Source organism: Streptomyces ardesiacus (assembly GCF_003112575.1).
Classification (GTDB): Bacteria; Actinomycetota; Actinomycetes; order Streptomycetales; family Streptomycetaceae; genus Streptomyces; species Streptomyces ardesiacus.
Genome location: NZ_BEWC01000011.1, coordinates 67536 through 87322, shown reverse-complemented (window position 1 = coordinate 87322; position 19787 = coordinate 67536). Strand labels below are relative to the sequence as shown.

Below are 19787 nucleotides of genomic sequence, written 5' to 3'. Positions count from 1 at the left end.
GCCAGGCCGTGGGCCCCGGTGAGGGCTGGAGCCCAGCGGCTGGAGGTGGGAAGCATCAGTGCCCTCCGGATCAGATGTTGTTGGTAAGGACCCCCGCCCATGACGGGTACTTGGCGTCCACGGCGGCCCAGTCGGCGTTACTGTCCATGACGTCCTGCCACGTGCGCGTGGCAGACCCCTGGAGACCACCCTCCGGCCGATCGATTTCGTTGACGGCCAGGGTCCAGCGCCACCCCTCCTCATTCGCGACACCCAGGACGTTGGCCGCTGAGACGTCGTTGATGGAGAGGTAGAGGTTCCCCGGGATGCCGTACCCGGGCATGGCCTGGATGAGCACCGGGAGGCCCGAGTCCAGGAGCTGGTCAAACATGGTGTTGCTGGACTCGTCCCACACCAGCACGGACAGACTCCCGGTCCGGCCCCCGCGCACGTCGCTGATGTCCACCGGGTTACGGCGCCCCACGATGGCCAGCGACGTCTTGCGGGCGGCACGCTCCCACGTGGGAGCGTCCTCCATCATCACGGTGACGTTCAGCGCCGGCAGCCCTGGCGACTTGAACCACACGTAATCCCCGTCCCCCAGGACGGGGCCCGTGATGGTCTGGGTGAGAATCCGGCTGACCATCGACCCCGACGCGTTGAACCACTCCAGGAGGTACCAGACGCGGCTACCCAGCGGGACCTCATGGTCCTCCGCGAGAGTGGGTGCCGCGAACGGGGCCCGGTTGTACTCCTGCCCGTAGCCACGGATGAACGTGATGGAGCCGTCCTCGTCCACGCGCTGGATGGAGAGGGTGGCCGCCCCCGCCGGCGAATGGCCGATCTGGAGGACCACAGAGCCCTTGTCGTCGCTCACCGTGATGGAGTACAGCGAGTCAGACGCGAAGAACTCGAACTTGTCCAGGAGGTAGTACTCTGCCACCGTGTTCCGGTGGTCGATGTCCACCCCCAGGCGGGCCCGGGTGGCCCCCTTCGGGCATGTCCGAGTCTCCCCCAGAAGCACCCCGTAGTACTGGTCTGCCGACGAGACCGTGACGTACTGATCCGGGCTGTCCGCCTGGACCATGGTCCCGTCTTCGGCGTACCAGTCGATATGCACGCGCGCTGTCAGGTTGGTGACCTGGCCGGTGTTGTTCCGGTGGAGCACCAGCGTGCGGAGCTGGTACGTCTCGCCCTCCGTCACGGGGACCAGGCGATCCATGGTGCCCGTGATGACGCCAGGACCGTCCGGGTTGATACGGTGCACGTACTTGCCGTCCGTGAGGTTGGACGTGAAGTAGCTCCGCTCGTTCGTGCCCCCGCTCCAGGTCCACGGGGGCAGCGTGGATTCCGTGGAGTATTCGTCGTACGTCAACAGGTTGTTGGCGGGACTGGGGGACGGCTTGAGGGCGACCTCATCCAGGTAGAACGTGTCACCCACGGCGGTGGAGGTGGGACGGCACCAGAGGCGTGCCTGGGTGGCGTTGCTGGGAGCAGTCCCCACACCCACCAGGTACGCCCAGGCGCCCCCGCTTGCCGGCCGGCTTACTGTGAGGCGACCGACCTCCGCACCCGAGGCGTCCGACCACAGGATGAGCAGATCCACGCTGGTGGCCACCGCTGAGTACAACCAGAACTCCCCCACGTACTCCTTGCCGGGGGTGACCGGGACCTGGTTGACGGTCCGGGCGTACTGGAATCCCACGGTGTTGGCCGTGATGCCCAGGCACCGGTACCCGTCGCTCCGCGTACCGGACCCCCATGTCAGCGTGGCGTACGTGGAGCCGCTGGATACCCAGTCGGACACGCCGGTTTCCATCGACTGGACCGTGTACGGGTAGAGGTTGCCCGGGATGACCGGGGCCTCCCCCAGGTACACGTCATCAACGTTGATGATCTCGCCAGCAGCGAGGCCGGTGATGGTCAGGATCACCCGTACCCGCGTGGCGCCGGCGGGGGCCACCATGGACACCGTGGGGAAGTTGTTGGTGACCCATCCGGTGCTGGTGGCGTGCAGGTTGACAACCACGTCCGTAGAGCCAAGGACCGTACTTCCGTCCCCGTAGAACGCCATGCGGGCCGTGGCCGTCTTGCCCGCGCTGGCGGTGTTGACTCTTAGCGGGACTCTGGAGACGTACGTCTTACCCGCCTGCACCGTGCTGGTCACGTAGGGCGTGGACGCGCTCATCGTGCCCGCAGCGGTGGCCGTGAGCCTGAGGGACTTGGCGCCCGACAGGAACGTGTTGGTTACGACGGCCAGCGTGGCGTTGACGGGATCGATCCACGCGTGCGCGGTTCCTTCGAAGGTGGAGGCGTCCACCGGCAGCAGGTTGGGATTGGCGAACGCCACTAGCTTCCCCTCAAGGTAGGGGCCACCTCCTCACGTGAGGAGGTGGCCAGGCTGGAGACTCAGACCCCGATCGGCTCACTGCCGTCTCCGGGCACGGGCCCCGGGACCTCATCGCCGGATGTGTCGCCCTCTGTGCTCACCGGGATGGCCCCGTCCGACGGGTAGCCGATGATCACGGTCTCCCCGTTCTCATTGACGGTCTCCTCCGTGCGGGGGATCTCGTACGGGTCCGTGATGACGATGGACCCCTCGTCGGGTGTACTCACTTACAGGTTCCTTCCCAGGTCGGCTGGTTCCACCAGACCCTTGTGAATGCGCCCATCGGCGCGCGAGTCAACGTATGCTTCGAACGTCCCGCCCTCCGTCACCAGGACCAGCCGTGCGCCGTCGGTGAGGCCGTTCGACGCCCCCCGGGAGGCCAGCGTGTGGATACTGGACCACTGGGAGGCCGTGAACACGGGCTCAGGCTTGCCAGTCTCGTTCCGGGTCTGCCGGGCGCCGGGCATGAGCCACCCGCCGTTGTCGTACTTCTTGGCCGGAGCGAATCCGTAGACGTCGGTGAACAGGCTGGAGTTGTACCCCCGGGCACCGGACCCGACCACCACACCCGCGCCTCCGCGTGACTCCACGTTGACACCCGCGAGGGTGCCGGCCGTGTGGCCCTTGTTGGCGTTGGTAATGCCGATCATGAACGGTGACTTGAGGTTGCGCACCCACCCGGCAGGGGCCGTGTCCCCACGGAACGCGCCGGTAGCCCACAGACGACCATTGGGGTTCTGCCCCATGATCTTCTTCTGGATACCGGCCATGAAGCCGGAGCAGTCCCACGAAGGGTTGCCCGCTCCGCCCCACTGGTACGGCTTGCCGGCCTGGGTCTTGGCCCAGGCGAGTGCAGCCTGAACACCAGGGCCCCCGGTGAGGTTCTTCTCCTTGTCCTTGCCCAGAGAGGTAAGGCTCTTGACCCAGGACAGCGGGACGTCCTTGATGAGGCTGCCCCACCCGGTGTTGGCACCGGGGATGCCGTCCAGGGCGCCGGTCACCTTGTTGAACCCCTTGGAGAGGAACCCGCCCACGGTGTCCTTGCCCCAGTCCCAGGCGCTGGACACCAGTCCCTTGACAGAGCCGATGATGCCGCCCAGCGCGTAGCCCTGGCCGCCCTGGTACTTGGCCAGCGACTGCCCGCGCATGGCCGCCTGGTTCACGGCGTGGAGGCGGGCCCGCTCGTACGGGTCCTTCATGGCTTCCGAGACGTAGACGCCCTCGCCCTTGCGCATGGGGACAAGCTGGTCGTCCCCATCGCGCCAGGAGGACGTGCCGGGCAGGATGCCGCCTCGCGCAAACCCCTTGAACTCACCCAGCTTCTTACCGCCAACGACACCGGCCACCTTGTTCCAGAGGGGGACGATTCCCTTGTTGTAGACGGTATCGATCACGAACTCAACGGGCGCCTTGGCGATGTCCTCCAGCTTGTGCCACTGCTTGGCAATGAGGTCCTTGCCGTCCTTGAAGGACTGGGCGATGGCCTCCACGCCGCTGCGCATGTACCCGAACGTGGGCTTCAGCGCCTTGTCCCACACCCACTTGCCGGTGGCAGCGATGGAGTCCATGGCAGGCTTGAACGCCTTGTCGTACAGCCACTTGACGACTCCGCCCAGGGTGGAGATACCCGCCTGGATGTAGCCCCACGTGGGCTTGAGGGCCTTTTCCCACATCCATTTGGCTGCGGCCACGATGGCGTCCACGGCCGGCTTAACCGCCGACTTGTACAGCCACCCGAATAGCAACCCCAGGGCCTTCACGGCCAGCATGAGGGGCGCGATCACGATGACTGCCACCAGCGTGTACAGCCACATGAAGATGTTGCCGATGAGCTTGAAGGTAGGCTGGATGGCCACCTTCCAGAGCCACATGGCGACGTCTCCGATAGCGCGGAAAGCCGCGTCCACCAGATCCCGGAACCACCCGACCTTGTTGTACGCCACGACCACCGCTGCGACGAACGCCGCTACGGCGATGGCCACCAGCACGAACGGGTTAAGGGCCATGACCGCGTTGAGGAGCGCCTGTGCGGCGGCCCACCCCTGGGTGACCAGGGTCACGCCACGCATGGCCGCTCCGTACAGCCCCATCACGCCCATCGCGAGGGCGCCGGCGATGGCCTGGGCATTCAGCGCGAACGCTACGCCACCGATGGCGATAGCCAGCGGAAGCAGCCACGGGGAGGCATCCCGGGCCCAGGTGAACGCGTCCTTACCCCAGGCGGCCATGTCCTTGACGGCCTGGATGCCGTCCTTCAGTGCCGGAATGGCGTAGGACCCCAGGGCCTCCACAAGGCCCTGCTGTAGCTCACGCTTGAGCGTCTGGAGTTCGTACAGGGGGCCGCTGCGGAGCGTGTCCCCCATCTGCTTGGCAGAACCTCCTACCTTGCCCAGCGTGGACACCGCCGTGGACGGGTCCAGGGCAAAGAGCGCCTTGCCGAGATCCTCAGCCTGGGTGCCAAAAAGTCCGACCGCTGCGGCCTCGCGCTCCACGGGGTCCTTCATGCCCCGGAGTCTGTCCAGGACCATATCCAGCCCCTTGGTGGCAGACTCGCCACCCTTGCCAATCAGGGACTCCATGGCCTTGGCGTCCATCCCCAGGGCCTTGTACGCCTCGCGGGAGCTGTCGCTCATGTCGATGGACCGAATGGAGAATTCCTTCAGCGCATCGGCCACGATGTCCGTGTCCCGCGCGCCACCCTGGAGGCCCTGCTGGAACAGGCCAAGAGCAGTGTGGCTATCGATGCCCAGCTTCCGGAGCTGGATGGAGTACTCCTGGAACGTCTCCAGGAGGTCCTCCGCGTTGGGGCCCAGCTTCTGGAACCCGTACGCGATGACGTCCAGCGCTGACTCAGCATCGGGCGCCAACTTGTTCTTGAGCATGGCTGACACGGCCTGTGTCTGCATGCTCATGTCCGTGCCGAACGTCGTGGAGACGTCGGACATCTTGGTCGCGATCGATTCCAGTTGGGCGTTCGTGGCGTCCGGCGGGACGAGGCCGCCCTGGACCGTGGCCCGGATGGCCTCCGCACCCTCCTCGAACGTATCCACCACGCCCTGGGAGTACAGGCGCCCGGCCACCTTGCCGTACCGGGCAGCGTCCTTGCCGGTCGCCCCTAGCTGTGCCTGGAGCCTCTTGGTCACGTCCGCCTGTGCGAACGCGTCGGTGAGCGCCTTGGCGGCCACGGCGCCGGCAGCGATGGCCCCGGCCACGATGCCGGCCTTCAGCTTTCCACCGAACCCGGCCCCCGCCTCCTGGCCAACGTCCTGGGTCGGGCCCACGACCTGGCGCCGGAGGTCTCCCTGGAACCCCTGGAGAGAGGGGACAATGGAGACGTACGCTACTGCGATTTCGGGGGCGGGCATCGGTCACCTCTTAGTGGTTCGTTCGCGGAACGCCTGGAGGTCCGCCGCTGTGATCTCCCGCTTACGGGGTTGGTCCCCCGGACGGGGGTACGGGTCCGGGAAGGTGCTCTTCCTGGTTGCGGGTACGTCCTGGTTAGCCACCAGCCACGCCACCGCGTTGTTGCTGTCGATGAGGTCCGCCAGGATGTAATCCGTGCGGGACCACAGAGGCTCCTTGCCATTCATGGCGATACGGGTAGCGGAATCGGGGGGAAGACCCCGGATCATCACGTCCAACTTCCGTGGCGTGATCTTCCCCCGCCAGAGGTCCAGGAGGTCTACCTGGCGGAATGCCAGGTCTGCCTCCACCTCATCCCCGTACTCCTCCAGGAGCGGGAGGAGACCTAGGAGTTTCCCGCCTTCACGGCCTCCTGGGCGGCGTTCATGAAGTCACCCAGCGCGGTCACCTTGCGGTTGTGCTTGCGAAACGTCGCGTACTGGTCCTCGCCCAGGAGGGCCTTCAGCGCGTGAGTGATGCGCTGGTCATCGATCGCCTCCAACACGTCGATGTCCCAGTCATCCGCCGGCGGCACGGTGTAGGTCTCTCCGTTGAACTCGACCGGGGTCGGGGTGCCGGTGGCGTCGTTCTTCTTGGCGTTCGCGGCCATGATGGTCTCCTTGGTCGGGTGGCGTGGGTGGATACGTAGGGCCCGTGTCCCACCCAGAACACGGGCCCTACGGGGACCACCTCCTCACGTGAGGAGGTGGAGGTCAGCCGGCGGGGGCCTCCGGGGCCGCCCCCTGCGGGTCGTTGTCGATGTCCTCGTAAAGGACGTTGTCCGCATCCGGGTAGATGGTGATGGTCAGCTCGAACGCCTGGAGGGCCGAGTCACTCAGCGCGACCTCACCCACGGCGGTGACCTCGCCCTGGCGGATGAACCGCCGACGCGTGATGTCCCCGTCCATCAGCTCCAGGCAGAACGAGACTCGCTCCGACTTGGGAATGCGGATCTTCCGCGTGTTGACGCCGTTGGCCGTGGACACGCTGGAGCCCGGGTTCACCAGCCCGAACACCACCAGGTTGTCCTCCAGGCACGTCACCGTGATGGTGCGCTTGTGCTTGGAGCGCCGGACCCGGATCAGCTTTCCGCCCCAGGCGTAGAAATCGGACGTGTCCTCGTCTCGGCCCTCGCTGGCCCCGTCCTCCGACAGAAGGCCGACGGCCTTCCAGGCTGCGACGTCGGTCATGTCCGTGGACAGATCGGTGGGAAGCAGTGTGCCCACCGGGGCCGTCCAGAGGTCCGCACCCTCCCAGAGGCGGGGGTTTGCGATGTCACCGGCCATACTGAACTCCTCTTGTTGTGAACTCCACGGCGAACGCGTACTTGGGTCGGCCGGTGGAGGCGTCGGGCAGCCACATGGGGCCGCTTACTTCCGAGACGTGGGATACGGTCGTCTCGCCCCGCTTGCCTGCCATCGCCATGACGTACGCCCTGGCGTCCTCGCAGAGGGCCCAGGCATCGTCTTCCGTCGTTGCCCAGGCTTGGATGTCCACCCGGGGCCGGTCCGTGATGGGGCCACGGAGGCCACCGATGCGCTGTACACGGACGAACTCACCCGGCATGGGGTCTGGGACCCTGGCGCCCACGTGAGGCCCGGAGAGGGCCGCACGGAGGTACTCCACGACCACCAGGACGGCATCCGGGAACCGGGCTACTGGACGGGGCATCGGCTTCACCCGTCCAGCGCCTGGAGGAGCTGTGCGCGCGTGGACTCCGCCGTAGCCCCCGGCTCGTAGCCGGCGATCACGGCGCCACGGGCTCGCTCTCCCTCCGCGCTGAAGTCCACGCGGGACTGGCCAGTGACGGCCTGGTCGATCCGGCGCGTGTGCTCCCGGATCACGTCCTGGGTCCCCTGGTTCTTGAGGAGATCATGGACAGCGTCCCAGTTGACACGGATTCGGTTTGCCATTAGCCCGTCACCCTCTTGAGTCGGATCTCCACGTGGTGGACACGGCCTCCCCAGCGCCAGCGAGCGACCTCGCCGTCAACCTCCAGGGTCATTCCGTCCCACTCCACCCGGTCCGTCTTCACCAGGTCCAGGTCACGGCCCCGCCGGGTGTACAGCTTCCAGCCCGTGAGGACCAGCTCACGGTCACCGTTCGTCTCCGATGAGCCGTCGGGCTGGATGGAGACGTCCGTGATCTGGTACCGCTCCGCGCGGGACCAGTCCCGGTCAGTCGTGGTGTCCCCGTACTTGTTCGTGACCAGCGGAGCCCGGAGGCGAACCGCTGAGTCCAGGTACGCGTTCATCCGGTGCTCACCACCGAAACCCCGCGCCGGTACGCGTCCAGGAGGTCCCGGTCACGCTCGGACAGCGAGGCGTCCAGGGTCTCCACGGAGTACGTGAGGGAGATACTCCCCACGGTCTCCTGGCGGAGGTTGTCCGGGTTACTCATCGCCCGGGAGGCTGCGCCCAGGACGACGCCCAGGACATCCGCCGGCACATCCGCATACCCGTGCGTGTAGGTGAGCCGCACGGCCTCCACACCGGGGCCGACGTACACGCGGCCCCTGCGCAGCTTCCACTTCAGCGCGGCGCCCGTGTCGGCGTCCACTACGGACGCGACGGACCGCACTGGACGCTGCGGGGGCTCCACGTAGCCGTCCCGGGGGTACAGCTCCGGAGAGGTGGTCCCGACCGTGAACCACTGGCGCGCACGCTTGCGCACGACCTGGGAGGCCACGGCCAGGACCAGCGCGGGGTCACCGGGGAGGCTTGCCACGTCGGTTTGCATCCAGGCGGCCAGTTGCTCCGGAGTGGCGAGAGGAGGCAGAGCCATTCCCCGGCCTCCTTACTTGACGTTCTGTGCGCCGCACTCCTGACAGCGCACGACGGACACCGGCTCACCCCCGGGCCGGACGGCCTTGTAGCCCTCCAGCCTGGGGGTGTCGCACTTGGTGTCGCCGTGCGGGTCGGGGAGGGCAGACTTGGGCTTGCGTGCCGTTGCCATGCCCTCCTCCTTACTTGGCCTGGACGCCGGTGAGGCGCGCGGCACCCTTGCCGCCGAACACCGCGAGGCCGGTGAAGAACTCCAGGCGGGTGCGGTACACAGGCTTGGAGTCCAGCTCCCCCAGGTCGCGCACGGTCACGCCACCGTTGGTGAGGCCGGTCACGGCCTGGTCGGTCTCGTCCTGGCCGAACTTCACGGCGTAGATGCTGGAGGCGTCCTCCGCCGTGCCCTGGGTCTCGGTCATCGGGAGGATGTCCGCGCCGGCGGGGGTCTGGCCCGGGTCCAGGAGGGCGATGCCGTTGTACGTGGCGACCATCTTGGAGGTCATGGCCTCCTTGATGAACTCCACGCCACCCAGGCGCCGAGCGCTGGACTTGATCTTGGCGATCACCGAGCGGTTCGCGTAGAGGGCGCCGTTCGAGCCGTTGAGGCCGGGAACGGAGGCGATGAGGGCGTCCAGCGCGTCCATGAAGTCGTGCCCGCCGGCCACGGGACCCATGCCGTTGGCGTCGGCGGCCAGGACCTGGGCACCAGTGAGACGCTTCTTGAGGCCGTCGAACCCCTTCGGGTCCACCTCCGTGTCACCGTTGAAGAAGTGGTCCTGGAACTTGTACGAAACGGCCTTGACCTTCATACGGGTCTGGATGGCCCGCTGGTCGTTGAGGTTGCCCCGGGTCTTGACGATGAAGGTGTCCACGTCGGCGTCACCACCGAGGATCACCAGCCGCTCCGACTTGGGGTTGACCGTGCCGGTGGACTCCGCGTAGCCCTCGTTCACCGAACGGAACTCCACGCCCGGGAGGCTGTCCTCCTCGTTGTACGCGTACGCGTTGCCCTCGATAGTGAGGAACGGGATGCGGTCCAGGATGCTGGACTCCTGGACGAAGACCTCCAGGACGCCTCGCTGGAGGTCGTCCTGGGAGAGCTTGGCCGCCTCCGGGAGGGTCAGTGCCATGTGTTACTCCTCATGAGATGGGACCACCACCTCACGTGAGGAGGTGGCGAGTGGTTACTTGCTGGCGCCGTACGCGCGGCGGAGGCGGTCCGTGGGGGAGGCCGGTTCGTCCTCCACGGGCTCACGCTGACCCCCACCGACGTCACCCCACGCGGGGTTGTCGTCCGTCTTGGCGGCCAGGTAGGGCTTGTCCTCCAGGAGCTGCGCCACGGCCTTACCGATCCCGTCGGCGTCACCGGCCTTCACGTCCTTGAAGTACTCCGGGTAGCGCTTGGCGACCTCGCTGGCCTCCACGACCTTGCCGGTAGCCTCCACGCGGATCTCCGACTCCAGAAGCTGAGTCTGGAACTCGGCCCGGATCTCGGTCCGGATGGCCTCCAGGTCATGACCCTTGACCGCAGCGTTCGACCGCTGGAGCCGCTTGACCTCAGCCTCCAGCTCCGAGAGCTTGGTCTCCGCCTCCTTGCGGGCCGCACGTTCGGCCTGGAGGGCCTTGAGCCCACCCTCCCCCAGCGCATCGTCCTTGCCCTTGCCGTCCTGGCCGTCCTTGGCGGGGTCCCCGTCCTTGGAGGCGTCCGGGCCGTTGGGGTTCGGGTTACCCTGGCCGTCCTTGGCCGGGTCTCCGTCCTTGGTGCCCTGGTCGGTCGGGCCGTTGGGGTTCGGGTTCGTGGTCATCCTGGAATCGCTCCTTATTGGATGTATCCGTACTTGGTCAGTAGGCGGACCTGGTGTTCGCGGTCGCCCTTGGCTTGGCGGAGGATCTCCGAAGGGGTGAGCCGGGGGGCTTTCGTGCGCGTGTAGCGCTCTCCCTGGACCTTCACGAAGCTTTCTCGCATGGAACTTGCGGCAAGTCCACGCTTGGTGGTGCCCTCTCGGGTCACCTGCACTTTCTTTCCGAACATCTCCACGGTGGACACGCCACCCTTGCGGCCAGTCACGTTGACGACCTGGGCCATGTCCGCGCCGGCGTCCATGGCCTCCACGGCGTCCTTGCCGAACCGGCGGACTCGCTCCTCCGGTGACATGGCTGCGTAGAGTTCCTCTGGGCCGTCCGATGCCTTCCACTCCCGGTCGGTCATCGGCTCCATGCCGCAGTCACACCCTGGGTGGCGCTTGAATCCCTCGCTGTAGCTGTACTGCCGGCCAGCGAGGATGATGCACCGGTCACACGCTGGCAGCTTCACCACTCGCACGTACGACACGCAACGCTCCGATGCGGTCATCGCGACCGTGGTAGCTGTCCGAGCCGTGTCCGTGAGAGTGGTGGATACCAGACGTGCCATTTGGCTCAGGCCCAGCACGGAGGCCGCCTGGGCCGCCATGCCGGCGGCCAGTGCACGGGCGGTGGTGAGCGCTGGGAGGTACAGGAGCGTGGCCAGGGACCGACCATCGGCCGCGTACCCTGCGAGTTGCCCGGGGACCAGCAGTCCCGCCGCAGCGGGAGAGGCACCCTGCGCCAACATCGCGTTGGCCACGAAGGCGCTAGCTCCCTGGGCGACGGCAAGCTGACCCGCTACAACGGCGCTCAGAATCCCCGCGCCAACCTCCCCCGCCATGGCGGCCAGGATTCGGTCCGGGGTAGCGCTTGTCCAGAGCGCCTGTACGGCCTCCAGGACGCCCCGCACGAGGTTCTGGACCTGTCGGTACCTTGCCTCCGCCAGAGCCCGTGAGCGGGCCGGTGAGGTCTCCCTGGCGGTACTCATGGTGAGTCCCGCCAGGTCGCGTTCGTCAGCCACCCGTCACTCCCTACTCAGCGGGAGGGACGTCCTCCTCACCGGACTCCTGCTTGGCGCCGAACATGGAGGCCAGGTCCCCGCCGACGATGGCCGCAGCCTGGTCGGTCCTCATGGACTTCCAGCGCTCCACCGTGTCCGGCGTAACGTCCGGCATGCGCTCCCAGAGCGCCTCATCGGGAACACCGATGGCCTTGTACTTGGTGAGCGCGTCCGCGTACTGCGCGTCCGAACGGAACTGGGCGTCACGCCACACGACGTCACCCAGGGCCAGGGCCTCAGCACGGGCCACGTCTCCGGCGGCCAGGGCCTCCAGGCGCATGACCTCCCTGAGGGCGGCCCCTAGGTGGCGCTGGACCTCCTGGACCTTGGCCACCAGGCCGGATTCCGTGGCTGTCAGCGTGTCGGCGGAGACGTTGCTGATCTCCCCCGTGAGGTACGAAGCGGGGGTACGTGTCTGTGCGGCAACGTGACGGACCGCAACCTCAATGACGTTCGTGTAGTTCGTGAGGTCCGCTGCGGAGAACTCGGCAATGGAGGCGTTCTGACTCTCCAGCCACAGGAGACGGTCACGACGGAACGGCGCGATGGGGAGGTCTTCCTCCCCGATGACCTCGCCCTCCTCATCCGTGATCTCCCGGGTAGGCCGGTCCATGCCCAGGACGGCACGGGCCGGCACGGCCAGGTTGTCAGCAGCGGTGAGGAGGTGGGCCCACAGAGTGTTGATGGCGTCCTGGAGAGGGGCCACAGACTCGATTTCGCTGCGCGGCTTCCCCCGGAGGCGGGACCGGTTCGGGAGTTCCACCATGAAGACCTCGCCCATCGGGTTGGCCAGGTGGGCCGTCTCCTTGGGGGCGAGTCCGGTGCGGCGGGGTTTCCACTCGTCCGTTCCGTTCGCGAGACGTTCGTACCGGTACACGACCGTGGGCGTGATCAATACGGCGTAGTCCAGCGTGCCGTCCGTCCAGACCTTCAGCGCTGCGCGGCGTGCCCGCCGGCGACCGGGGATGTAGTCCACGATGGCCTGGGAGGCATGCTCGAACGTGATCTCAGTGTTGATGCCGTCCGGCTTCCAGACCATGACGAAAGAGCGTCCGGCCAGGAGGGCCTCCAGGGCGGCCAGTCCGAACTCCACGTCGCACTCGTTCGCGCGCCATGCCTTCCACGCCGCCTTGTCCAGCGTGCCGTCCTCCAGGCGGAACCCCACCGGTCGGAGGCGCTCCACCATGGCGTCCGGGACCACCTGGCACCAGTTGTCAGAGAACCCGTTGAACAGGCCCCCGGACATCTGGGAGAACTCAGGGGACGCGAACAGTAGGGGACGCTGCCCCTCGTAGTAACTGGACCACTTGTCCGCGTACGCCTTGCGCTTCACCAGCTTGGCGTGGAGGCGCCGGACGGTTGCCAGGGGCGTTTCCGCCATGGTCACCTCCAGGGGGATGAGTAGGGTTACGCGCTGGCCGCTCTGGCCTTGCGGATCGGACGACGGACGTATCCGTCCAGGGCCATCACGGAGGCCGCGATGCCGTCGATGCGGGACGATGACTTGTTGCGGTCCGGCTTCACGGGACGGATGTTGTCGTTTCCGTCCGTGTAGACCTCGCAGCAGAGGGCGTTCCAGCGGAGGATGGGGTTTCCGCCGTGACGGACCTGGCCCTCGCGGAGGAGTCGCTCCAGCTCCTTGGAGCCTGGGGACATGCCCAAGTAGGTCTGCGCCACGGGCACTACGTCCACGCCCCGGGTCTTGGACTCCAGACGCTGGACCATCTGGCCAGCGAACATGCGGTCGTATGAAACGCGCTGGACGTCCAGCCGGCGGCAATCAGCGATGATCTGCTTCTCGATAGCCGTGTAGTCGATGGCGTCGCCCTCCGTGAGAGTCAGCCATCCCTCCTTGGCCCACTGGCGGAGCGGGACGTGGAGTTGTGCCTCCAGTTCGTCCAGTCGCTCCTCCGGTAGCCAGAACCGGGCCACCAGCTCCAGCTCCACGCCCTTCTGTCGGGACTCGACAGCGAGGACCCAGGCGGAGAGGTCGGACACGGCGGAGAGGTCCACTCCTCCCCACGCGCGCCGGTAGCGGAACCGCTTGTCGTCCACGGTGCCGGCGTTCGCGTCCCAGAGCGGTTGCGGCAACCAGCGGGTGGCCGCGCGCATGCGCCGGTTGAGCGAGAGGCGGAGGAACGTCGGGAGGTACGAAGGTGTCGCCTTGGCCTTGTTGGCCTCGCGCTGGATGTACGCCAGCGAGGGCGAGACGCCCAGGCCAGGGTTGGCCCTGCGCCAGGTCTCCTCCGCGAACGGGTCAGCGTCCGCAGCGGCGGCCCATACAACGCCATACTGCTGGGTGTCCGTGACGACACGCTCAGCACACCGGAGGGTGTACGTGTGCTTCTCGTCGTAAATGGAGCCCTCCACGCCCTCATCAGCCGTGGTGATGTACACAATCAGCGGCTGGTCACGGGCACCTACACCGGTCTCGATAGCGTCGATGAGGTCTCGGGACTTGTGAACGTGGACCTCATCCACGATGGCACCGGAGACGTTCAGTCCGTGGGCCGTCTCTGCCACCTTGGACAGTGGTCTGAAGAGGCCACCGGTACGGGGCACCCGGATGACGTTGCGGAGGACGTCCACGCGACCACGTACGGCCTTGGACGTCATCGCCATGCGCTTGCAGTCCTCAGCGACTCGGCCGGCCTGTTCGAGCGAGCCCGCAGCGGCGTAGACCTCCGCACCCATTTCCCGGTCGGCCAGGAGGAGCGTGAGGGCGATGCCGGAGGACAGCGTGGACTTGCCGGCCTTGCGGGGGATCTCCACCCACGCGGAGCGGATCACCCGGAGGACGCGCTGGATCTCCGTGTCAAAGTAGACCCACCCGAAGATGGGGAAGATCACCCAGACCTTTTGCCAGGTCTGAAGCCGGAGCGGCGTACCGCCCCATCGGCCCTTGGTGTGCTTGAAGGACTCCACCGCCCTGAGGGCCCGCGCAGCGTGCTCAACAGAGAAGTAGGCGCCCGGGTGCTCGGGGGCCTGGCACGTCCAGTGGAGCGGCCGGCGCTCCCACCCGTCCAGGATCTCCTCCTCCGTCATGCCTAGCTCCAGGAGCGAGGCGTACGGGACGGGAAGATCCTGCTTCCAGAGGCCCAGGCTGTCAGTCGAAGGTGTCGTCATCGTCGTCTCCTGTTGTGTCGGGGGCCGCAATGCGGGAGGCCGCCGACGGAGACAGACCCAGTTCGCCAGTCAGGGAACGGAAGTGCGAGCGGTACGCGTTGAGAATGGAGGTCCAAGGGTTCTTGACCATGCCCCGCTCCGTCTGGACCACCAGGCCCTGGAGGGACAGCGCGCGCTCCCCCTGCCAGATGCGGGTAGCGGTCACCACGTAGTCCGTCACGGTCTCCCGCTGGGTCTCCGTCAGCCCGGTGGACACCACCAGGGCCGGCACGATGCGCGCCCAGAGGGCAGCGGCGTACGCGCGGGTCTCCTTGACGTCCTTGGTCCGCCCGGGGAACACGTCGTCCCACGCCGGCTCCACGGGGTCCACCGGGGCGAACCGGGCACCCTCGTTCTGGCGGTCGGGACGGAAGGACCCCTCACGGACGGCCTGGAGGTGAGGCATAGGCTTGGCGCCGGAGACGCTCATGGACGCCTCCTTGCGTGCGGTGGGAGCGGCGGACATACCGGGGCAAGGTGGGGTGCCGTCTTGCCTGGTCAGATGGGGTGCCGAGTCGCCTACCTGGGGCGATGCTCAGAAGGGCGAGGTTCCCGCAGGAACGCTCCGATCGGCCATGTCGTACGCCGCCCTCCCTGCCGAGTGGTCTCGGGCACGGGCGGGGGTCACCCCCCAGGGGGCGAGGCCGGCAGGCGGACGACCGGTCGCGCGTTGGCAGCGATGAAGCCACCAGGCTGCAAACGGGCCGTCTCCTTGTTGTGACAGAGCGTGCACAGCGGACGCAAGTGCTTGTGCGCGTCGGGGTTGTCAACCTGCTGCCGAACCAGGTCGCGCCTGGACACTGGCCAATGGTCGGCTACGGTCGCTTGGCGTGCGCACAGCGAACACCAAGGGTTCAAGTAGAGGAACCGCTTGCGTACTCGCTGCCATCGTGTCGTGGAGTACACAGCGTTACCAGCTTCAGCCCTCAGCTTCTCACGCTGCCTCTTGTGCTCAGCACATGGACCACCGCTTGGTGTCAGCTCTGAGCACCCGGGTTGTGAGCATGGCTTGCGTGGACGTGCAGGCATGGTGTACGCCTCAACCCCTCCCCTGGACCAGTGATACCACCGGGGTGGCATGTGGGGGCCGTACAGGGGAGGGGGAGCTAGGGGGGTGGCACACGGCCACCCAGGGGGTATCAGAACAGGGGGGTGGAGTACCCGCAGTCCCGGTGGGTCTTCACCCGGTGGCACGGCTTGCACAGCACCTGTACGTTGTCGCTCGTGTCCGTACCGCCCTTGTGGATCGGGACCACGTGGTCCACGTCCACCAGCGAGGGCAACGGTTGTGCGGGACAGCGTGCGCACTGAGGGCGCCGGCCATGCTTGGCGTACTCCTCACGGATGTGCCTCCGGAGGAGGGCCGCAGCGTTAGGCCCGTGCGCGATGACATCGCGTCGTCTACGTTGTGAGCGCGTGTTGCGCGTGGCCATGCTGCGGGTCCTCTCTCCGGGGCACCACCTCACGTGAGTAGGTGGTAAGCGGAGACAGCGTGCGATCCGGATTCGAACCGGCACCCCCTCAGGGGTTGGGGATTGCGTCCCCGCTGGTCGCGCCGAAACATAGCCAGCACACTGCGCACGCTGCCTCCAGCGCTCCGTACCGGATTCGAACCGGTGACCTCCGCCATGACAAGGCGGCGCCCTGGGCCAGACTGGGCGAACGGAGCATGAGGAGCGGGCGTCACGGTGGGGACTCGAACCCCCGTCCCGGCAAGCCCAAGGCCATCCCTGGGGGCCAGCGCTGCGCCAACCAGCTACCGTGCAAGCGTCCGGATCGCTCCGTCCGCTCCAGTCCCTCCCGCCGGAATCGAACCAGCGACCTCCGGGTACGTTGCCCGGCGCTCTGACCTACTGAGCTAGAAGAGGGTTGCAACCAGGCCCCGGTCCAGTTCCCTGGTCCCGGACATCGGAGTGCGTGCCGATCGTTGACCCGTGAGGGTTCGCTGGTTGCTCCGTACCTCCGGCTGGACTCGAACCAGCGCATCAACCGTCACCCCTTATGAGGGGGCCGCTCTGCCAACTGAGCTACGGAGGTAGGCGGGGGGCCGGACTCTTACCGGCTAGCCCTCCGGTTCGGTCGCTGACTAGGCGACGTACTAGGGACGGACTCCTCATGAGTACCCCCTGGGCTCCGCGTTGCTTCCCGGTCAAGGGCCGGTCCGGCGGAGCCTTGCTGGCTTGCCTGGATTCGAACCAGGAACCCCCGGGGTAACAACCCGGTGCGCTGCCGTTGCGCCACAAGCCATGGCAGGGACGGTAACCACCCGCCCCCATGACACGCCCCGTCTGCCACTTACGGGCTTGCGCCCTGGTCCACGGACCGATGCGTGTCTTCCCAGCGTGCATCCGGCTGGACTCGAACCAGCGACGCATGGATTAAGAATCCAGTGCTCTACCAACTGAGCTACGGATGCGAGGCCCCCAGGCTCAACCCGGGAGAGAGGCGGGGAGCCTGGGGGCGGAGGGCCATCGGGTGGCGATCAAGCCCCCGGCTCCCTCTGAGTAGTTGTCTGGTGTCAGCGGCCTGGGATCAGACCAGCGAGGCCACCGGGCGAGGCCGACGGGGGATGCGCATCTGGACGTCCTCCGGACCGGGGCGCAGGTCCCGGTCCCGCCCTCCAGCAAGGTGGAACGTGGACGTGCACATCTGGTCCTCCGCCTTGAGGTCGCTCCCCTCGTGCAGGAGGTCGCAGCCGTGGGCCAGCGTGTGGTGGCGCTTGGCCACGGCCTTGCGGGCGTCGAACATGATCTGGAAGCCGCCTCGCTTCACGGCCTCCTCCGGGACCTCGAACTCCGTGGTCCGGAACCCCGCCTGGTGGAGGCGGAGGCGCCAGTGGTGCTCGAACCAGGTGTTCAGGTCCTCCATGGAGAGGAACCCGCAGACGTCGTGACGCTCGTAGTCCTCGATGCCGTCCACCCACGGCGAGGGGTGTGTCCCGCCCTGGTGGCACCAGCGCATGGGGTCGACCAGGTTGGCCGCGTACTCCGGGAACGACGTGTAGCCGAACGCGTAGGGACCGGTGCCGATGCCGTGGCCGGAGCGGTCGTGCCAACGGTGGCAGACGCGGAAGACGCGCATTGGGGACCTCCAGGGGTTCGCGTGTGTGCGCCTGGTGATCCGGGGCCGGCGGCCCAGCGTGCGGGGGCCGGAGGGCCGAGTGACGGAGTGACGAACGTGGCCGTCATCCCGGGATGCCTATAGGTTTTCTTATGTGGTACTGAGATCACTACCTCAAACGTCACTACCACCATTCATGCAGGTCAGAGGGGGTGCGGACGCCCCGTCCCCGCCCGCTGAACGTCATCGGCCCCGCCGAACGTCACCCGGACCCACGGGGCCGTTACCGTTTCGTGACCTAAAGGTCAGAAAGAAAGGGCCCCCGCTCAGGTGAGCAGAGACCCTCTCGTATGTGAACGTGACCTAGGCCACCATGTCCAACTCCTCCGTGGGCCGGTGCCACTCGATGGTCACCCGCTGGTGCAACGGCTCTGCCACCCGGGCCCGCCTCAGCGGACGGATCGTGATGCGCTTGACGAACAGTTTCACGAACTCCCGCCGCTCCTCCAGCGTCCTCCTGGCCCACCAGCTCCCCGGCCCGGTCGGGTCCTGGTCCCACGCCTGCCACTGCGCCAGCGGCAACTTGGGTGCGCTGGCCTCCTCCAGGGCCGCCAGGCGGGCGTCCAGGGCCTCCAGCCGGTCCTGAAGGGCTGAAGCGGACTTCCGGAACCGGGCCAGGGCGAACTCCGTGCGGAACAGTCCCGCATCCCGGTCATCGAACAGGCTCGCCAGGCCGTCCCGGACCTCCGCCCTCTCCGTGAGGATCTGGTCCCGTTCGCCGGCCGTCTCCGGGGCCTCCCTGAGCCTCCCGTAGCGGCGCGTGACCTCCATGAGGATGAGGAGGGTGTCCTCATCGTCCTCCGCTGCCCGGATCAGTCCGAAGATCCGGTTCGCCACGTAGTTGTCCAGGGCGTCCATGGTGATGGTGGGGGTTCCCGTGTGGGCCGTCGTGGTGCGCTGTCCGATGTTGCACCGGTAGGCACGCTGCCCCTCCGGGTGGTCCTTGGTCGCTGGGTACCGGGTGGCTTTCCACGTGGCTGTACACGTACAGCGCATGATGCCCAGGCCGGACAGCAACGAGTCGCCCTTGTTGTTGGGGTTGGAGTCCTTGCGGCCCTGGAGCCACTCCTGGACTCGCCACCAGTCGGCGGGGTTGATAATGGGCGGCCACGGGGTGGGAATGGGTTGGCCGTCCTCGTCCCGGAGGATGCGGTAACCGGTGATCTTCCGGCCACGGCCCTCTTTGTTGTAGACAGCTTCAGCGGCGTAACCGGCGAAACGGGGGTCCATGAGGATGCGGGTGACGGTCTTCCGGTCCCATTGGGAGGCTTTCCGTTCCTTGCCGGTTTTTGCGCCTCGGGTGGGAATGGGCTTGCGGTTCATGGTGGTCGTGACGCCGGAAATGGAGCCCGGGTGGAATTTCATGTACCCGGAGGCGTAGGGCTTTCCCATGTGCTCCAGGATGGGCGGGAAGATGTGCGTGGACACGACGTCGCACTCCGTCTTGTTCGGGCGGAGGCGCTTGATTACCAGCGTGCGGGTGCGTCCGTCTTCTCCGGTGCGGGTCACGGTGTCCTCATAGGTCTCAAACCCGTAGGGGGCCGGCCCGCTCCAGCCCCCCAACTCCTTGGACGTAGCCTTGGCCCGCTTCACAGCTACGGACTTGTTCTTGGATTCCTGGTGGGCAGCGTCCAGGCGGAAGATGAGGTGGATCAGGTCCATGATGTTGTCCCGCTTGAACGTGCCCTCCGTGAGGCTCACGATGGTCACGCCCAGGTTCAACAGCTCCTGACACACGGGGAGAGCGTCCGCGACCTCCAGTCGGGAGAACCGGCTCACGTAGTACACGATGACCAGGTTGATTCGGCCGGCTCGGCAGTCGGCGATCAGGCGGTCAAAGTCCGGACGCTCATCCCCGGAGAACGCGCTGATGCCCAGGTCCTCATAGGTGGCAATCTTGGTCGCGCCCATCTGACGTGCGCGGGCCACGCCCTCTTTTAGCTGGTCCTCTGTAGAGACCTCTGATTTGTTGGCCCGTCGGGCGGACTGTCGACCGTACACTCCGGCGTGGGTGTCCATACCGGTCACGACTCCTAGTGTCATGGGG

General features: G+C 66.9%; 21 protein-coding genes and 5 tRNA genes. All 26 read right to left on the bottom strand.

Translation table 11 applies throughout. The features are described 5' to 3' along the window. Positions 1 to 70: 70 nt before the first annotated feature. The 26 genes from Sdi02f_RS32320 to Sdi02f_RS35725 all read right to left on the bottom strand — a co-directional run bounded on the left by Sdi02f_RS32320 (position 71) and on the right by Sdi02f_RS35725 (position 19783). Positions 71 to 2329, bottom strand: coding sequence for a hypothetical protein (locus Sdi02f_RS32320; RefSeq protein ID WP_108934490.1), 2259 nt, complete (start codon positions 2327 to 2329; stop codon positions 71 to 73). 59 nt (positions 2330 to 2388) lie between these two features. Beyond that, entirely contained in the window at positions 2389 to 2595 is a 207-nt protein-coding gene (locus Sdi02f_RS32315) for a hypothetical protein (RefSeq protein ID WP_108934489.1), read from the bottom strand. Then, positions 2596 to 5733 carry a phage tail tape measure protein gene (locus Sdi02f_RS32310; protein WP_108934488.1) on the bottom strand — a complete coding sequence of 1046 codons (3138 nt, stop codon included), beginning with the start codon at positions 5731 to 5733 and terminating at the stop codon, positions 2596 to 2598. A gap of 3 nt (positions 5734 to 5736) precedes the next feature. Continuing rightward, complete coding sequence (locus Sdi02f_RS32305; protein ID WP_108934487.1) at positions 5737 to 6081, bottom strand: hypothetical protein; 345 nt, start codon at positions 6079 to 6081, stop codon at positions 5737 to 5739. Positions 6082 to 6116: 35 nt separating this feature from the next. Beyond that, positions 6117 to 6380 carry a hypothetical protein gene (locus Sdi02f_RS32300; RefSeq protein WP_108934486.1) on the bottom strand — a complete coding sequence of 88 codons (264 nt, stop codon included), beginning with the start codon at positions 6378 to 6380 and terminating at the stop codon, positions 6117 to 6119. Between the two features lie 103 nt (positions 6381 to 6483). Further along, a complete protein-coding gene (locus Sdi02f_RS32295; RefSeq protein ID WP_108934485.1) occupies positions 6484 to 7056 on the bottom strand; it encodes a phage tail tube protein in 573 nt (190 codons plus the stop codon). Then, positions 7046 to 7441, bottom strand: a complete 396-nt coding sequence (locus Sdi02f_RS37040; RefSeq protein WP_108934484.1) for a phage tail termination protein — start codon at positions 7439 to 7441, stop codon at positions 7046 to 7048. Before Sdi02f_RS37040 ends, Sdi02f_RS32295 begins: the two co-directional genes overlap by 11 nt. Before the next feature lie 5 nt (positions 7442 to 7446). Then, a complete protein-coding gene (locus Sdi02f_RS32285) occupies positions 7447 to 7683 on the bottom strand; it encodes a hypothetical protein (RefSeq protein WP_030599766.1) in 237 nt (78 codons plus the stop codon). Then, complete coding sequence (locus Sdi02f_RS32280) at positions 7683 to 8024, bottom strand: hypothetical protein (protein WP_108934483.1); 342 nt, start codon at positions 8022 to 8024, stop codon at positions 7683 to 7685. Before Sdi02f_RS32280 ends, Sdi02f_RS32285 begins: the two co-directional genes overlap by 1 nt. Continuing rightward, entirely contained in the window at positions 8021 to 8554 is a 534-nt protein-coding gene (locus tag Sdi02f_RS32275) for a hypothetical protein (RefSeq protein ID WP_108934482.1), read from the bottom strand. The genes Sdi02f_RS32280 and Sdi02f_RS32275 overlap by 4 nt, the downstream gene beginning before the upstream one ends. Positions 8555 to 8566: 12 nt before the next feature. Next, on the bottom strand, positions 8567 to 8725 hold the full coding sequence (locus Sdi02f_RS35730) for a hypothetical protein (protein WP_159107678.1): 159 nt from the start codon (positions 8723 to 8725) through the stop codon (positions 8567 to 8569). Between the two features lie 10 nt (positions 8726 to 8735). Further along, the gene (locus Sdi02f_RS32270) at positions 8736 to 9680 is read right to left on the bottom strand and encodes a major capsid protein (RefSeq protein ID WP_108934481.1); all 945 of its coding nucleotides are present in this window, start codon (positions 9678 to 9680) and stop codon (positions 8736 to 8738) included. 54 nt (positions 9681 to 9734) lie between these two features. Continuing rightward, entirely contained in the window at positions 9735 to 10355 is a 621-nt protein-coding gene (locus tag Sdi02f_RS32265; RefSeq protein ID WP_108934480.1) for a hypothetical protein, read from the bottom strand. Between the two features lie 14 nt (positions 10356 to 10369). Beyond that, entirely contained in the window at positions 10370 to 11416 is a 1047-nt protein-coding gene (locus Sdi02f_RS32260) for a VG15 protein (protein ID WP_245962259.1), read from the bottom strand. Between the two features lie 10 nt (positions 11417 to 11426). After that, on the bottom strand, positions 11427 to 12836 hold the full coding sequence (locus Sdi02f_RS32255) for a phage portal protein (protein WP_108934479.1): 1410 nt from the start codon (positions 12834 to 12836) through the stop codon (positions 11427 to 11429). A 26-nt stretch (positions 12837 to 12862) separates the two neighbouring features. After that, the gene (locus tag Sdi02f_RS32250) at positions 12863 to 14581 is read right to left on the bottom strand and encodes a terminase large subunit (RefSeq protein WP_245962258.1); all 1719 of its coding nucleotides are present in this window, start codon (positions 14579 to 14581) and stop codon (positions 12863 to 12865) included. Further along, complete coding sequence (locus Sdi02f_RS32245; RefSeq protein ID WP_159107677.1) at positions 14562 to 15050, bottom strand: P27 family phage terminase small subunit; 489 nt, start codon at positions 15048 to 15050, stop codon at positions 14562 to 14564. The genes Sdi02f_RS32250 and Sdi02f_RS32245 overlap by 20 nt, the downstream gene beginning before the upstream one ends. A 194-nt stretch (positions 15051 to 15244) precedes the next feature. Beyond that, entirely contained in the window at positions 15245 to 15649 is a 405-nt protein-coding gene (locus Sdi02f_RS37035) for a DUF8602 domain-containing protein (RefSeq protein WP_108934477.1), read from the bottom strand. Between the two features lie 110 nt (positions 15650 to 15759). Next, a complete protein-coding gene (locus tag Sdi02f_RS36785; RefSeq protein ID WP_108934476.1) occupies positions 15760 to 16053 on the bottom strand; it encodes an HNH endonuclease in 294 nt (97 codons plus the stop codon). Between the two features lie 160 nt (positions 16054 to 16213). Next, positions 16214 to 16289, bottom strand: a tRNA-Asp gene (locus Sdi02f_RS32230). Positions 16290 to 16414: 125 nt separating this feature from the next. Further along, positions 16415 to 16489 (bottom strand) — tRNA-Arg (locus Sdi02f_RS32225). A gap of 88 nt (positions 16490 to 16577) precedes the next feature. Beyond that, a tRNA-Met gene (locus Sdi02f_RS32220) sits at positions 16578 to 16657 on the bottom strand. A 138-nt stretch (positions 16658 to 16795) separates the two neighbouring features. Continuing rightward, positions 16796 to 16867: transfer RNA gene (locus Sdi02f_RS32215), tRNA-Asn, on the bottom strand. Positions 16868 to 16963: 96 nt separating this feature from the next. Continuing rightward, positions 16964 to 17036: transfer RNA gene (locus Sdi02f_RS32210), tRNA-Lys, on the bottom strand. Positions 17037 to 17152: 116 nt separating this feature from the next. After that, positions 17153 to 17701, bottom strand: a complete 549-nt coding sequence (locus Sdi02f_RS32205) for a hypothetical protein (protein ID WP_108934475.1) — start codon at positions 17699 to 17701, stop codon at positions 17153 to 17155. Positions 17702 to 18043: 342 nt separating this feature from the next. Next, positions 18044 to 19783, bottom strand: coding sequence for a recombinase family protein (locus Sdi02f_RS35725; protein WP_159107676.1), 1740 nt, complete (start codon positions 19781 to 19783; stop codon positions 18044 to 18046). Positions 19784 to 19787 lie beyond the last annotated feature (4 nt).

Coding starts and splice junctions, on each gene's coding strand:
- Sdi02f_RS37040 (WP_108934484.1), bottom strand. CDS start 7,441: ATGCCCCGTCCAGTAGCCCGGTTCCCGGATGCCGTCCTGGTGGTCGTG.
- Sdi02f_RS32280 (WP_108934483.1), bottom strand. CDS start 8,024: ATGAACGCGTACCTGGACTCAGCGGTTCGCCTCCGGGCTCCGCTGGTC.
- Sdi02f_RS32265 (WP_108934480.1), bottom strand. CDS start 10,355: ATGACCACGAACCCGAACCCCAACGGCCCGACCGACCAGGGCACCAAG.
- Sdi02f_RS32250 (WP_245962258.1), bottom strand. CDS start 14,581: ATGACGACACCTTCGACTGACAGCCTGGGCCTCTGGAAGCAGGATCTT.
- Sdi02f_RS32275 (WP_108934482.1), bottom strand. CDS start 8,554: ATGGCTCTGCCTCCTCTCGCCACTCCGGAGCAACTGGCCGCCTGGATG.
- Sdi02f_RS32205 (WP_108934475.1), bottom strand. CDS start 17,701: ATGCGCGTCTTCCGCGTCTGCCACCGTTGGCACGACCGCTCCGGCCAC.
- Sdi02f_RS32285 (WP_030599766.1), bottom strand. CDS start 7,683: ATGGCAAACCGAATCCGTGTCAACTGGGACGCTGTCCATGATCTCCTC.
- Sdi02f_RS35725 (WP_159107676.1), bottom strand. CDS start 19,783: ATGACACTAGGAGTCGTGACCGGTATGGACACCCACGCCGGAGTGTAC.
- Sdi02f_RS35730 (WP_159107678.1), bottom strand. CDS start 8,725: ATGGCAACGGCACGCAAGCCCAAGTCTGCCCTCCCCGACCCGCACGGC.
- Sdi02f_RS32255 (WP_108934479.1), bottom strand. CDS start 12,836: ATGGCGGAAACGCCCCTGGCAACCGTCCGGCGCCTCCACGCCAAGCTG.
- Sdi02f_RS32295 (WP_108934485.1), bottom strand. CDS start 7,056: ATGGCCGGTGACATCGCAAACCCCCGCCTCTGGGAGGGTGCGGACCTC.
- Sdi02f_RS37035 (WP_108934477.1), bottom strand. CDS start 15,649: ATGCCTGCACGTCCACGCAAGCCATGCTCACAACCCGGGTGCTCAGAG.
- Sdi02f_RS32270 (WP_108934481.1), bottom strand. CDS start 9,680: ATGGCACTGACCCTCCCGGAGGCGGCCAAGCTCTCCCAGGACGACCTC.
- Sdi02f_RS36785 (WP_108934476.1), bottom strand. CDS start 16,053: ATGGCCACGCGCAACACGCGCTCACAACGTAGACGACGCGATGTCATC.
- Sdi02f_RS32245 (WP_159107677.1), bottom strand. CDS start 15,050: ATGAGCGTCTCCGGCGCCAAGCCTATGCCTCACCTCCAGGCCGTCCGT.
- Sdi02f_RS32310 (WP_108934488.1), bottom strand. CDS start 5,733: ATGCCCGCCCCCGAAATCGCAGTAGCGTACGTCTCCATTGTCCCCTCT.
- Sdi02f_RS32300 (WP_108934486.1), bottom strand. CDS start 6,380: ATGGCCGCGAACGCCAAGAAGAACGACGCCACCGGCACCCCGACCCCG.